General features: G+C 70.4%; 10 protein-coding genes and 1 pseudogene. 4 read left to right on the forward strand and 7 right to left on the reverse strand.

Going from position 1 to position 13,169, the window contains the following annotated elements:
• Positions 1-121 precede the first annotated feature (121 nt).
• Positions 122-2,797, forward strand: a complete 2,676-nt coding sequence (locus ACIQR3_RS37255; RefSeq protein ID WP_403545889.1) for an ATP/GTP-binding protein — start codon at positions 122-124, stop codon at positions 2,795-2,797.
• 13 nt (positions 2,798-2,810) lie between these two features.
• Here the strand turns inward: ACIQR3_RS37255 and ACIQR3_RS37260 are convergent, their stop codons facing one another.
• The 6 genes from ACIQR3_RS37260 to ACIQR3_RS37285 all read right to left on the reverse strand — a co-directional run bounded on the left by ACIQR3_RS37260 (position 2,811) and on the right by ACIQR3_RS37285 (position 7,742).
• Entirely contained in the window at positions 2,811-3,179 is a 369-nt protein-coding gene (locus ACIQR3_RS37260; RefSeq protein ID WP_403545904.1) for a hypothetical protein, read from the reverse strand.
• 8 nt (positions 3,180-3,187) lie between these two features.
• The gene (locus ACIQR3_RS37265) at positions 3,188-3,445 is read right to left on the reverse strand and encodes a hypothetical protein (RefSeq protein ID WP_215164968.1); all 258 of its coding nucleotides are present in this window, start codon (positions 3,443-3,445) and stop codon (positions 3,188-3,190) included.
• Positions 3,446-4,085: 640 nt separating this feature from the next.
• Entirely contained in the window at positions 4,086-4,514 is a 429-nt protein-coding gene (locus ACIQR3_RS37270) for a hypothetical protein (protein ID WP_403545891.1), read from the reverse strand.
• A 32-nt stretch (positions 4,515-4,546) separates the two neighbouring features.
• A complete protein-coding gene (locus tag ACIQR3_RS37275) occupies positions 4,547-5,476 on the reverse strand; it encodes a helix-turn-helix domain-containing protein (RefSeq protein ID WP_403545893.1) in 930 nt (309 codons plus the stop codon).
• A 1,000-nt stretch (positions 5,477-6,476) separates the two neighbouring features.
• Entirely contained in the window at positions 6,477-6,794 is a 318-nt protein-coding gene (locus ACIQR3_RS37280) for a hypothetical protein (RefSeq protein WP_403545895.1), read from the reverse strand.
• 27 nt (positions 6,795-6,821) lie between these two features.
• Positions 6,822-7,742, reverse strand: coding sequence for a recombinase family protein (locus ACIQR3_RS37285; protein ID WP_403545897.1), 921 nt, complete (start codon positions 7,740-7,742; stop codon positions 6,822-6,824).
• Positions 7,743-8,005: 263 nt separating this feature from the next.
• On the opposite strand from ACIQR3_RS37285, the gene ACIQR3_RS37290 reads away from it, so the two are divergent.
• The 3 genes from ACIQR3_RS37290 (at position 8,006) to ACIQR3_RS37300 (ending at position 10,077) form a co-directional block, all read left to right on the forward strand.
• Complete coding sequence (locus ACIQR3_RS37290) at positions 8,006-8,251, forward strand: hypothetical protein (RefSeq protein WP_064456845.1); 246 nt, start codon at positions 8,006-8,008, stop codon at positions 8,249-8,251.
• Entirely contained in the window at positions 8,238-8,714 is a 477-nt protein-coding gene (locus tag ACIQR3_RS37295; RefSeq protein WP_403545900.1) for a Clp protease N-terminal domain-containing protein, read from the forward strand. Before ACIQR3_RS37290 ends, ACIQR3_RS37295 begins: the two co-directional genes overlap by 14 nt.
• A 202-nt stretch (positions 8,715-8,916) precedes the next feature.
• The gene (locus tag ACIQR3_RS37300; RefSeq protein WP_403545902.1) at positions 8,917-10,077 is read left to right on the forward strand and encodes a serine hydrolase domain-containing protein; all 1,161 of its coding nucleotides are present in this window, start codon (positions 8,917-8,919) and stop codon (positions 10,075-10,077) included.
• A gap of 38 nt (positions 10,078-10,115) precedes the next feature.
• Here ACIQR3_RS37300 and ACIQR3_RS37305 read toward each other — a convergent pair.
• Positions 10,116-13,073: pseudogene (locus ACIQR3_RS37305) on the reverse strand (Tn3 family transposase); the annotation flags it as partial.
• Positions 13,074-13,169 lie beyond the last annotated feature (96 nt).

The raw sequence follows: 13,169 nt of genomic DNA on the forward strand, positions 1-13,169 counted from the left end.
GACGCGCCGCGTCCGCGTACGGAATGCCTTCGCGCCTCTCCGGCGTCCGGGGAATGCTTCCCCAAAGGGCCGCACACCGGCATAGGTTGGCCCGAGGTGATCATCGAATCGGGAGTTGAACGTGGCAGGTCGGGATCTCAGGGCGCTGTTCAGCACGAACGACCGCGGCCTGGAGGCCGGAGAAGCGTTCACCAACCGCCAGATGCAATGGGAGCTCGTCGCCGCCACGCTCAGCGAGCACCTGCGGCACACCGCCGATGCGGCCTTCGACGTGGAGGACCTGGAGGCGCCGCGTGACAACGTGCTCGCGTTCCACGGGGTCGGCGGCATCGGCAAGACGACGCTGTCCCGCAAGCTGGAGGCCGCACTGGCCAGTACCGACCGGCCCGCGCAGTGGGGCGAACCCACCTGGGCCAGGACGCGGATCCTGCCCGTCCGGATCGACCTGTCCCGCTCAGCCGGCACCGACTTCGAGCAGCTCGTGCTGACGATCCGGGCCGCCCTCAGCTCGCTCGGCCGCCCACTGCCCGCCTTCGACGTGGCGCTGCGCCGGTACTGGGAGGCGCAGCACCCGGGCGAGAGTCTGGAGGAGTACCTGCGCCGCGGCGGACTGGTCGGCCGGTTCGGCAAGGCCATGCCGCAGCAGATGCAGTCCGCCATGGCCGACGTCGCCCAGGCCCTCCTTCTGCCCGGCAGCATCGGAACCGCCGTCGGCCAGGTGACCGGCTCCCTCGTACGGGCGCTGCGGGAGCGCAGGCAGACCGTACGCGCGCTTGCCGGCTGCGCCCGGCTCGCCGACCTGCTGGAGGCCGAGCCCGATGTAGAGGCGCTGTCCTTCTACCCGCACCTGCTGGCGTGGGAGCTCGCCCACCTCCCGGCCGACAAGCGCGTCACGCCGGTGATCCTGCTGGACACCTTCGAGGACGTCGGCGACCGCACCCACCGCGACCTGGAGCGCCTCATCCAGCGGGTGGTGTGGCTCATGCCGAACGCCTTCTTCATCGTCACCGGCCGCTCGCGCCTGCAGTGGGCCGACCCGGCCCTGCAGGGGCAGCTCGACTACACCGGGCCGATCGCCTGGCCCGGCCTGACCGCACCCGCCTCCGCGATCCCGGCCGCACGGGCAGCAGGCGCCGCACGAGGGCGCGGGCGGCAAGTGCTGGTCGGGGACTTCTCACCCGAGGACTGCGACGACTACCTCGCCCGCCGGCTCTCCCGCGACGGACAGCCGCTCATCAGCACCGAGATCCGCCAGGTCATCACCGGCCGGTCCCACGGCCTGCCCCTCTACCTCGACCTGTCGGTGCTCCGCTTCCTGGAGATCCGCCGCACCCGCGAGCCGGTCCCGTCCGACTTCGACCACGACTTCGGCGCCCTGATCGCCCGCACCCTGTCCGACCTCACCCCCGACGAACGCCACGTCCTGAGGTCGGTGTCCTTGCTGGACGCCTTCGACCTCACCCTCGCCACCGCCGCCGCCGGCCTGCCGCACCAGGCACCGGTCCAACGACTGATCGAGCGGCCGTTCGTCCGCGAGAACGTCTTCGGGCTGTGGCCCTACCACCTGCACGGTCTGATCCGCTCCACCATCCGCAGCGCCGACGACGCCACCGACGACCGCTGGACGGATGGCGACTGGCAGCAGGCCGCCGAGCGTGCTCTGGCGGCCCTCGGCACCCAGTGGACCGGCGCCGGTACCACCGGCCAGGGACGGATGCTGCTCGTCGGCTGCCTGCGACAGGGCCTCACCCTGGCCAGGGACTTCGGCCTCGAGCTGGGCTGGCTCGGCGACGCCGCCTGGGCCTACGTCAGCGACTCCGTGTGGGAGCCGATCGCCCCGCCCGCCCGGCCGGGCAGCGACGGCCTGGAGACGCCGGCCGACGCCCTCGTCGAACTCCTCGCCGCCCTCGCCCGCCGCCAGCACGAGCACCGCTCCGTCACCGCCTCCCGCCTCGCCGCCGTCACCAGCAGCCACTTGCTCCCCGCCGACCTGCACGAGATGGGCGTCTACTACCTGGCCAAGGCCCACCGCGACCTCGGCGACTCCACCGCCTCCCGCCACGGGATGCAGCTCGTCGCCGGCGGAGGCGGCCGCCTCGCCCCCGCCGCCCACCGCGGCCTGGCCCACCTCGCCCGTCTCGCCGGCGACTTCCCCGCCGCGTACGACACCGCCCGTACCCTGGGCTGGGCCGGACGCCAGCACCGCGTCGAAGGCGACGTCCTGTGGCCCCACGGTGACATGGACCGCGCGGCCGCCGCCTACGCCGCCGCCCGCGACCAGGCCGAGCAGCACGGCGTCGCCGGGGAACGCGCTACCAGCCAAGCCCAGCGTGCCCTCGTAGCGGCCTTCACCGACCCCGCCGTCGCGGACGACGAGCTCCACCTCGCCGAGCAGTTCCTCACCGGCCTGGACCTGCGTGCCACCAGCCTCACCGTGCGGATTGCCGCGCTCGTCCGCGACGCCGGCACGCCGGGCGGCCCCGAAGCCGCCCGCGACCTCCGGGCCGAGACCCGCGACGCCGGCATCACCGCGGCCGAAGCCGTCCTGGAACTGGCGCTCGCCTTCCACCACGCCGTCCTCGGCGAGCAGGACAAGGTCCGTGCCGCCATCGACCGCCTGCGCGAACTCGCCCGAACCGGCGACTACGCCTACTACGCCGACATCGCCCACTACATGGGCGGCCTGCCCCTGCCCGGCCCCTCCCGCGCACGCTGGCTCGACGGGGCCGACGCCGTCCGCGCCCGATGGCATCGCCTTGTCCGTAGCCGCCGTGCCCACCTCGGCGCCGACGGGTGATCCGGCTTCGGAGTCAGGGCGTCAGGTCGAGGACGCGGACCGGCTCGCCTGTCCACCGGTCGGGGGCGGCGGTGGCGATGACCGCCCCGTCGGGGCGGTCCGGAGTCGGCTGGGCCGCGTACTGGCAGTGTGCCGCCGCCCAGGTGTCGTGCCGGGCCACGGCCAGGGCGGCCGGGAGGTCCAGGTCGAGCACGGTGATGCCCGGCAGCGCGGCCAGGTGTTCCGCCGTCCCGGGCCGGGCGCGGTCGGCTTCGACGAGCGCGCACGCAGGGGCGTACAGGTACCAGCCGGCCTGGGCGTGCGCGCGGTGGATGAGACGGGAAGCGAGAACGTTGCCCTGGCCGGCCGCGGCCATGGCGGTGTCGTCCAGGACGATGTGCATGGCATCGCTCACCGGGCGGCCGCCCGGGCCAGGCGCCGGTCCAGCTCGCTGTCGAGGTCCTGTTCCTCGGCGAGGGTGAGTGCGTAGCCGTTCCACTCCTTCAGCGCGGCCCTGGCCTGCTCGGCCCGCGCGGCCCGCTCGTCGGGGGTGAGGAGCGTTTCGGCCAGGCGGGCCAGGTAGGCGCGCAGCGACATTCCCTCCGCTGCCGCGATGGCAGCCAGCCGGTCGCGGGCTTCCTCGGGAATGCGGACATTGGCGTCTGGCATCATCGGGCTCCCTCCACACCGACAGGGTACGGGTACGTACCCGTACCCATGCTAAAACGTGTGTCGAATCCAGCCACACGCCTGTTGTATGGCTGGAACCAGTGCCATGCTTCCACCAGCGGTAGTCCCCGATCCAAGAGGACAACCTGGCTCACCAAGACGCTTGGCGCGAGCCACGCCGTCCCTCCCGACCTCCCCACGGGAGGGCCGACGGCTGTCCGGCGCCCCCGCCGTGGATATCACACGAGGGGAACTCAGCCTGAGACTGAGTGCCTGAATGCGCCAGTGCCGCTACCGCAGCGAAGTCCAGCACGTTCTGACCGCCATCGCGGTCAACCTCGAACGCATCGGCGTCCGCCTCCCGCCGGCACCCGCCCGACAGCCCCGGAACCCGACCGCTCTCCAGGGCTTCCTCGACTGGCAGCACATCCCCCGGCACCGGTCCTGGCGCGTCGCCACCCACCCCGCAGCCGGCCCCGGCCGGTGCCCGCTGCCGTCCTGTCTGCTCGGTCGGGCGCGTTGCCGGGGGCGCGGTCATCGCTGGCGTTGACGACAGCCCCCTCGCCCTGCTCTTCACCGGCAGCCCCGCAGGTACCCGGCGCGGCCGGATCCTGCGGGGCGGCCATCGGGCCTGAGCCTGTCAGGCGGCGCGGGACGCTGACGGGCGGGGTGGAGTCCTGGGGCCGGCGGGCTGGCGGGTGCGGCGGGCGGCGGCCAGGAGCGCGGTGACCCGGGCGGGGTCGGTGCCGGTGATGGTGGCGATGCGGTCGATGCTCAGGCGGAGGTCGTCATGGAGGAGTGCGGTGTCCTCGGCCGGGCTGGGAGTGTGGCCGGCGCGGCGGGCGACGGCCCGGGTGTGCTCGTTCCAGGCCCAGGCGGCGGGGTGCTGCTCGGTCATGATGCGGGTCCAGTTGCTGGCGATGAGGTCGAAGAGCTGGGTGACGCTGAGCCGGGCTTCCTCCTTCGGGAGGCGGGCGGCGGCGTAGGCGTGGTAGGCCGGGCGGTGCAGGTCGTAGAAGGCGTAGAAGGCGGTGGTGAGCAGGGACGGAGCGGGTGGTGCGGGTTTCATGGTCCTTTCCCCCCGGGTGGTGGGCAGACTGGTCAGCTGAAGGTGGTGGGGTCGTTCTCGGCGGCCTTCTGGGCGCGGCGCCACAGGGGCCGGGCGATGTTGGGCAGGCTCTGCAGGGCGATGGTGAGCCGGGCGATCACCGACCAGTCGGGCACTCCGGGGCCGTGCAACGCGCGGTGGACGTCCTCGGCGTGGAGGGTGTGCCGAGCGGCGAGGACGACGCCGGGCTCGGGTGATCCGGCCGCGTAGTGCAGGCCCCGCAGATAGGTGCGCAGGTACTCGACCGGGTCCTCGGCGTCGGAGGGCTGCACGTCGGCGGCTGCGTGCCACAGCGGCTTCATCGACTCCGGGTCGACCCCGCACACTTCGCAGATAATCCTGACGTACTTCCAGGACAGGTCGCGCTGGCCGGAGAGCATGCGGGAGACGTAGGACTCGTCGACGCCCATCTCCGCGGCGAGTTCCCGCTGGCGGCGGCCGGAGCCGTTGCGCATCAGGGTGAGGGCGCTGGCCAGGCGCTGGCCGGGCTGGCGCAGGGTCGGGATGTTGGCGGCGGCCGCGCTGTTGTGGGTGGTGGCGACCGGCTTGGGCCGGCGCCGGGTGGTCAGGGCACGGTCGATGGTGTCCGGGTTGTACTTCTTGCGCAGCCGGTCCTCGGTGCGCTTGGCGATCGGCGCGAGATCGGCCAGCGGCGCGCCCTGGGAGCGCTGGCGGACGACGACGACTCCGATCGCCTCGTCGACCACTTCCCGGAGCTCGACAAGGCGCTGGAGGATTTCCGCGTTGGACAGGGTGCCGCTGGAGGTGCCGAGCATCAGTGCCTCGGAGTGCACGGTGCAGTCCTCGGCGATGTCGCGCAGGGCTTCGGTGCAGCGGCTGGCGCGGGCGGCGTCGGCCGACGGTACGCAGCGGCCGGAACGCGGAGTACCTTCCGCCGTCTGGGTGCGGGAACGAGCGGACACGGGACCTCTTTCGGGGTGCTGGGCGGGTATCTGTACCGGGGCGTCCGGCCACGGGCGGCCGGAGACGGCGGGAGGCGGTGGGGCGCGAGCGGTGACCCGCGCCCCACCGGCGTTCAGATCAGTGGCGGTAAATCCACTGGTGAGCCAGCACGGACCCGTGAGCAGCCGTCAGAAAAAGGGCAACGAGGGGCAGCGCGTGCGCGGACTGAGCGTGCGGGATCACGGCCAGAGGAAGCCCGAGCACGGCGATGGGCAGGCTGCCGCGGAGCGTGACAGCCTTGACATGCCACACCGGGGTTTGAGCCGGGCGCGGCGACGGGATGATACGTTCGCGACTCGTTTTCCGCGCAATTGCAGTTGCCGTTGCGGGAAAACGCGTTCGGCGTCGGCGAAGCGGCATCGGAGACCTCCTGTGTCCCGGTGTTCCGGGCTGGCGTTGGAAGCGACAAGACCCCGGCGCGCGGGCTACCAACCATCGGTGCCGGGGTCTTTGCCGTCCGGCAGAAAGTGCCGGGAGCAGGACCGTACTACCTTGCGCATTTCCTCGGTGCCGGAACGTAGCGTCGTGGGTATGGGTGCCTGCCGACAACGACGCGATCACACCCAAAAGCCCTTGACCATATGCGACAGAAAACGATCAAACGCGGTCAGCGAAACGGGATGAGTCGGATTAATTAACGAATCTGAGCGCGCCAGCGCACAGTTCCGTATCCCCTCCCGCGCCCGTAACGCGCCCCCGCCCGGCCCTCGAAGATCAACAAGCGTGTCAACAAAACCAGCGGTGCCAGCCGAACGCGTCCCTGGACAAGACCAGTGGAACGCCTCGTTCCGGCCACTGCCGCGCCCTGGGCGACCCCTCATCACCCCGACGCCTGCGCGGGCCCACGCAGGGCGGGAATGACGGCTGCCAAAACCCGGCGCCGGGCGGCGGTGCTGGCGGTGTCCGCGGAAACGGCTTCGGGGATCAATCAGGGCGTGGATAGCGGTAAGCCCCTGATGCTCAGGTCGCGGCCGTGATGCGGGTGGCGTAGACCCGGTGAGCCTTGCGCTCGGCGGAGCTGGCGGTGTCGGCGGCGAGGGCGGCGGCCTGCTGTAGCGCGGTGCGGTGGAGTTCGAGCGGTGCGGTGATCCGGAGGGAGTGGCCCTGGCCGCGGCGGATGGTCCGGCCGGAGGCGAGCGCGGCGCGGACGGTCTCGTCGCCGCCGGCGAGCAGGTGGTCGGCGAGTAGGCCGGGCAGATCGAGGGTGACCACCGGGTCCGGCTGCAGCTGCTGCCCGGCGACCGGGTCCGGGAGGCCGTCGACGGCCCCGGGGATCAATCGAACCGTGGTTGGCGCTGAGATTGATCATGCTCCCGTTGTAGCCGGGAGGGCGGTGACGCGGTTCGCGTACTCACGGCGGGCCTTGCGCTGTGCCGGGACCGCTGCGGCGTTGTCGAGCGGCTGGCAGCGGTCGAGGAGTTGGCGGTGTACCGCCGGGATGGCAGTGACGCGCAGGGTGTAGCCCTGGCCGCGTCGTACGGCCATCCCCTGGTCGAGCACGGCGCGCTCGGCGGGCTCCAGTTCTGCCGTGCGGAGGAAGTCGGCGACCTTGCCCGGCATGTCGAGGAGGACCGGCAGCTCCGGGGCTGGGGTGTCCAGGTCGACGCCGGTGTGCTCGGGCAGGAGGTCGGCGACGGCGGTACGGATGGCGCCGCGGCTGACGTGGTGGTCGCGGGCCAGGGCGGCGATGGACTGGCCGCCCAGGTACGCGGCCCGTACGGCGGCGGCCTTCGCCGCCGTGACGGCCGGGCGGCGCCCGCCCTTGTTGCCTTTGGCCTCGGCGGCCCGCAGCCCGTCGTACGTCAGCTCGCGCTGGAGGTCGCGCTGGAGTTCGCCGGCGGCGGCGAGGGTCTGCACCATGAACTTCACCGTGGACAGCAGCTCGCCGGTGCGCGGGTGGCGGGCGGTGAGGTCCATCGCGGAGAACGCGCCGTCGTGGATGCGCAGGGCGAGGCGGTCGCGGTGGAAGACGTCGAGCACGTCAAGGATGTGCCCGGTGCCGCGCACAAGGCGGAACATCTCGGAGATGTGCACTGTGTCGCCCGGCCGCGCGTACACGAGCAGCTCGCCGAACTTCGGTCGCTCAAGCGGGTGGAGGCGGCTGGAAGTGCCGGCGTCCTCCTCGAAGACAACCGGGTCCTCGATCCCGGCCTCGGCGAGGACGAGGTTCTGACGGTCGGTCGACTGCTGGTCGGTCGACACCCGCTTGTAGACCAGGTTGGCCATGCCGCTCCCCGTTCTCGTGGTCGCATTCGACCCTAGCTGTCAGCAAACCCTGTCATCAGCCGCCATCGGATCTCATTGGATCCGAGCCGCCGACAGGCCCCGGAAAACCTGGGTTCATTGGACGCCCGCCACGCCTGTCTTCATTCGTTCGTTTGCCGACAGGGAGGCCCGTGATCACGAGCCTCCGACGGGATCGCTGCACTCCGCCCCAGTCATTAGCAACTCGGGTTGACTATCTTCGTTAGTCAACTACAGTTGCTTGCATGTCCGTCGGCGAGAATTCCCTTCCCCCTGAGCCCGCTGACGCCCTGGCGGCTGTCGTGGCGTTGCGGCGCCTTGCCGATCAACTGGAGGACGCCGCTGTCGAGCAGGCCATGCGGGCGGGCTGGAGCTGGCCGCAGGTCTCCGAGGCGCTCGGTGTCACCCGCCAAGCCGTCCACAAAAAGCACGCCAAGCGGCTCATCGCCGCCGGAGTCAAGCTGAGGAGGCGCGGCGATGAGCGCGTTTGACAAGTACCTGCATGCGGTCATCGTGCGGGCGATGGACGAAGCTCAGAATGATGGGTCGGCGACGATCGACGCGCACCATCTTCTGTTGTCGCTCGCCGCCGATCAGGGGTCTACCGCTCAGCAGATCCTGGCCTCGGTCGGGCTCGATCGCGCTGCTGTCCGCGAAGCACTGGATCGAGAATTCGAGCACAGCCTGAGCATGGTGGGAGTGTCTCCGGCCGCCTATGACCTTCCCGGGCCGAGCCACGCTTCCCAGCAGCCCAAGATGGGTGCGTCCGCCAGACTCGCACTGGAGCGGAGCTTCTCCTCCGCTCGCAAGAAGGACCTGCGGTCAGCGCATCTGCTGCTCGGGATCCTGCAGGCTCAAATCGGCACCGTGCCACGTGCTCTCGCCTTGGCCGGTATCGATCAGGCCGGGCTGGCGGACCGAGTACGGCAGACGCTCAACAGCCAGGATCAGTGACCACCGGAATCAGCTGACACGGCCAGTTCACCCCGCGGCCGTGCCCCTTGCCGTGATGTGCAGTGGGTCCGGTAGGCGTGCGTGATGCATCGCACGCTGCGCTGGGCGCTAAAGCCCCTGCTAGAGCCGGTGAGCCAGTGAATCACGCCGTGGAGAGGGGCCGGGCGGTCACCCATGGGTCACGCACGACAAGGAGGACTACATGCACCAGCACACCGCTCATACAGACAACGGCCGACCGGGCGCCGAACCGGCCAAAGCAGGGGGCGCGCCATCTGAGTCCACGCCGGCCTCAAGGGCCGAGGGCTACGAGGCGGTCCAGCACTTACTACAGCAAGCCGTGACTCAAGGAGGCCTCCCCGGCATTCTCGCTGAGGTTTGCGACGGCGACCGGCAGTGGTTCGGGACCGCAGGAGTGGCCGACACCCGAACCGGCCGCAAGCGTTCACAGCAGGACCGGTTCCGCATCGGCAGCATCAGCAAGACGTTCGTGGCCACCGTCGTGCTGCAACTGGCTGCGGAAGGCAGGCTGAGCCTGGACGACACCGCGGAACAGTGGCTGCCCGGCGCGGTCCATGGCCATCACCACGACGGTGCCAGAGCGAACATCAGGATGCTGCTCAACCACACCAGCGGGATCTTCAACTACACGGATGACCAGGAAGCACTGAACCGTTACGAGACACACCCGCCCGAGTCACTGGTGCAGATCGCCATGTCCCATCCGCCCACCTTCACACCGGGCTCGGGCTGGGCCTATTCCAACACCAACTACGTCCTCGCAGGCATGATCATCGAACGGGCCACCGGCCGCCCGCTTGCCGAAGAGATCACCGAGCGGATCTCCCGCCCATTCGGCCTGACTGGTACGTACCTGCCGCACGGCAGCGACCCGACGATCCACGGGCCACACTCCCGGCACTACACGAAGCTGTTCCAGACCGACCTCGGCGCGCCGGTCCACGACGCGACCGAGTTCGATTCATCCATGTTCTGGGCAGCCGGCGGCATGATCTCCACCGCCGGGGACCTCAACCGGTTCTTCGGCGCCCTGCTTGGGGGCCAGATACTGCCACCGGACCAACAACGCGACATGTTCACCACCGTGCCCACCCGCGACTGGATTCCCAACGCCGCCTACGGCCTCGGCGTTTCCTCAGTGAGACTGCCCTGCGGGGAAACGGTCTGGGGCATGGGGGGTGCGCTCTTCGGATCGTGGTCCTACGCCTACGGCTCTCGCGATGGCGAACAGATGGTTACCACCAACGTCAACGGCGACTGGAGCAACAGCGGTTGGGACGACCCCATCGGTATCTTCACCGATCTACTTCAGGCGAAGTTCTGCCGCCGGAGCGATACCTGAACACCGGTCACGGATCGGGCCTGGTCGGCTCCTGATACTCACTCCTGCCCGCCGTCGTCGTCCTCGTCCAGCTCCGGCGCACCCGGGTCGCGCAGCGGGCGCAGACCGCCGTCGACCGGGGTGGAGGAGCGGAAGCTGTAGCGGCCGAGCACGTTGAGGTTCGCGTGCTTGAGCGGGGAGACGCGGGCGACGTCCTCGTCCAGGACGTCGTGCTCACGCTCCTCGGCCGGCAGCGCCCGCAACTCCTCGACGGCGGCGTCCAGATAGCGAGTCGTCCACAGCACGGCGGCATTCAGCACCAGCCCGAGCGCGCCGAGCTGGTCCTCCTGTCCCGTCCGGTACGCCTGCATGATCTGCCCGCGCTTGCCGTGGCAGATGTCGCGGGCGAGCTTGTGGCGGGACTCCTGCACGGTGAGCTGCCGGTTCATCTGCCGCCGGTAGGTGTCGTCGACCGGGTCGACCACGCGCAGCAGGTGCAGGGTCTTGGCGATCCGCCCGTACTCGGCGAACGCGGTGCCCAGCGGGGTGGGGCGTCCCTCGCGGCCGAACATCCGCAGCAGGTCGTACGCCCGCACCTGCCCGGTGACCAGGGAGCCGACCACCCGCAGCATGTCCGGCCAGTGCGTGATCACCTTGTTCAGGTTCACCTTGTTGCAGGCCAGCGGCTCCAGTGGCCCGTACCCGCCGGTGTCCACGCCGGGCAGCTCTGCCCGCCAGAACCTCTGGTCGGCCAGGTCGCGGAAGCGGGGCGAGAAGTTGTAGCCGAGCAGTGAGAACAGGCCGAACACGATGTCGGAGTAGGAGGCGTTGTCGGTGGCCACCATGTCCGGCTTCACCCCGGCGTCCAGGTTCAGCAGGGTGTCCAGGATGTGCAGGGAGTCGCGAGGGGTGCCGGGCACAATCATCTGCCCGATGCCCGCCACCTGGTCATTTACGGCATTCAGCCAGGTGATGCCCCGTTTGAAGTGGTAGTACTTCGGCGACGGGCCGGCGTTGATGGTTCGCTTCGGCACTACGAACCGCAGCCCGTCGACGGACGCGAGCAGGCCCTCGCCCCAGTGCTCCACAATCGGGACCTGCCCCTGGGCCTCGATCAGCTTCGCGTTCGCCGCGGCGATGGTGTCGGCGCGCAGGTAGTACTGGTCGACGTGGACCAGCCGGGCCCGGGTGAGCGCCTCGTCGTCGGCGTCGATGACGGGGGTGTAGCCGATGTTGCACGCCTCGCTCACCAGCAGCGCGACCAGGGACGTCTTCAGGTTCTCCATGCGGGTACGGCCGTCCCCGAGGTGCACGAAGGCGTCCAGGAATCCGGTCCAGGAGTCGACCTCGAACAGCAGGTCCGGCAGGTCGATCTTCGGGAGCATCTTCGCGGTGGTCTTGCGCAGCCACTTCAGGGACTCGCTCTCGCCGAGCGCGCCGAGCCGGCCGACGTTCAGCTTCAACCGGCCGTTGGGCTGGACCTCGAAGCTGAGCTTCGCGTCCTGCCCGGCCTCCTCCAGGCGCTCCGCCATCAGCTGCCAGGCCGCGTCCAGGGCCCGCACCCGCCCGGCCAGGTGTTCCTCGACCGGCTCCTCCAGGCTCAGGCCGTGCAGCACGTCCTCGGAGACGGCCTCCCACCGCTTGCCGTCCAGCAGCCGCGCCCGCGGGTCCGCCCACCGGTTCGACGGCGAGGCGAACACGTCGCGCCGATTCAGCGCGCGGAACAGCTGCTCCAGCACGCACACCACGTACGCGTCGCGGTCCACCGCCCCCTCGGGCAGCTCCGGGTTGGAGTACACCGCCTTCTTCCACGCCGCCGGCACCAACTTGGCGTCGATCTCACGCGGCAGGAGCGGCTTGGCCTTCACCTTCCGCCTTGCCAGCGCCGGGAGCCGCTTCACCGCCTCCAGAATCCGCTTGCCACCGGAGGCCGCCCCCAGCGCGGGCGACTCCCCGAGCAGCGACAGGAAGGGGCGGACCGTGTTGTAGCGAGTGGCCAGCAGACGCCGCATCTCCGCCTCGGCCTCCTCATCCGCGGGCCCGATCAGCTCCCCCAGCAGTGCCGAGGCGGCCATCACCTCCTCGCGCGACCCGATCTCTATCTCCAGCGCCCGCCACATCGCGCCCGCGTCCAGGTCGGCGCCGCTCTCGGTGACCAGGTCCAACTGCTCGCTCCACAGTTGGAACACCCCGTCGAGCATCCGCGACGCCTTCGCCACGCGAGGCCGGGCCGCGAGCCAGTCCCGGTCCGTCGCCCGCCGCGCGGCGCTGATCAGCTTCACCTGCATCAGCACCGAGAACAGATCCAGGGCGTCGTCGATCGCGGATGCCTCCAGGTGCCGCACCACCGACGTCAGCAGCGCGGTGCGCTTCGGCTCCGGCATTCGCTCCAGGATCGGTGCCTTCGATCCCAGGCCGACCCGCGCCAGCGTCGCCAGCCGGTTCGGCGGCACCTTGTCCAGCTTCACCCGGCCCAGACGGAACGCCGAGATCTCATCCACCCGCTCCAACGCCTTCGCCAGGCTCGCGCCCGTCGTCCGCGTCGGTGGCCGGCGCAGCCGCTCCAGCTCCGAGATCCGACGCCCATCCGGCACCCCGAGCAGCGCCACCAGATCCTCCGACAACGACGCGTCGGCCCGCCGCGCGGCGCTCGCCATCGTCGCGTACAGCCGCTTCTCTGCGACCTGACGTACGGATGCGACCTGCTTGGCCAGCACGCTCACCCCCGGCAACAGCACCCGGTGACGCCGCAGCCAGCCCACCGCCTGGTTGAACAGAGCCACCGGTCCCTCAGCGCCCGTCCACGCCCGCCCGTGCAGGAACGCACGGAACTTCCGCCCCCACTCCGCGTCCTCGAACGGGCGGTAGCCGTAGGCGTCCCGGATCTCCCACGCGTGCTCGTACGCCGTCTTCGCCCGCTCGGTGTACCGCTTCACCACCGACGCGTCCTCGATCTGCAACTGCGCGGCCAAGTGCTCGACGACCGACCACGGCACGTCCAGCGGATCGTCCACCAGGTGGCTGTGTCACTTTGTGAGGGAGTCATTTGGAGGCGGTTCCGGGAGTCGCTTCGTATGGCTCAGCAAGATCAATGTCAGTGAGTTTTGATGTCA

This window comes from Streptomyces sp. NPDC090994, assembly GCF_044768905.1.
In the GTDB taxonomy this organism is placed as follows: domain Bacteria; phylum Actinomycetota; class Actinomycetes; order Streptomycetales; family Streptomycetaceae; genus Streptomyces.

Excerpts from the sequence above, each read along its gene's own strand:
- ACIQR3_RS37290 (WP_064456845.1), top strand. The coding sequence starts at position 8,006 with ATGTCCGTCGGCGAGAATTCCCTTCCCCCTGAGCCCGCTGACGCCCTG.
- ACIQR3_RS37300 (WP_403545902.1), top strand. The coding sequence starts at position 8,917 with ATGCACCAGCACACCGCTCATACAGACAACGGCCGACCGGGCGCCGAA.
- ACIQR3_RS37265 (WP_215164968.1), bottom strand. The coding sequence starts at position 3,445 with ATGCCAGACGCCAATGTCCGCATTCCCGAGGAAGCCCGCGACCGGCTG.
- ACIQR3_RS37270 (WP_403545891.1), bottom strand. The coding sequence starts at position 4,514 with ATGAAACCCGCACCACCCGCTCCGTCCCTGCTCACCACCGCCTTCTAC.
- ACIQR3_RS37260 (WP_403545904.1), bottom strand. The coding sequence starts at position 3,179 with ATGCACATCGTCCTGGACGACACCGCCATGGCCGCGGCCGGCCAGGGC.
- ACIQR3_RS37285 (WP_403545897.1), bottom strand. The coding sequence starts at position 7,742 with ATGGCCAACCTGGTCTACAAGCGGGTGTCGACCGACCAGCAGTCGACC.
- ACIQR3_RS37295 (WP_403545900.1), top strand. The coding sequence starts at position 8,238 with ATGAGCGCGTTTGACAAGTACCTGCATGCGGTCATCGTGCGGGCGATG.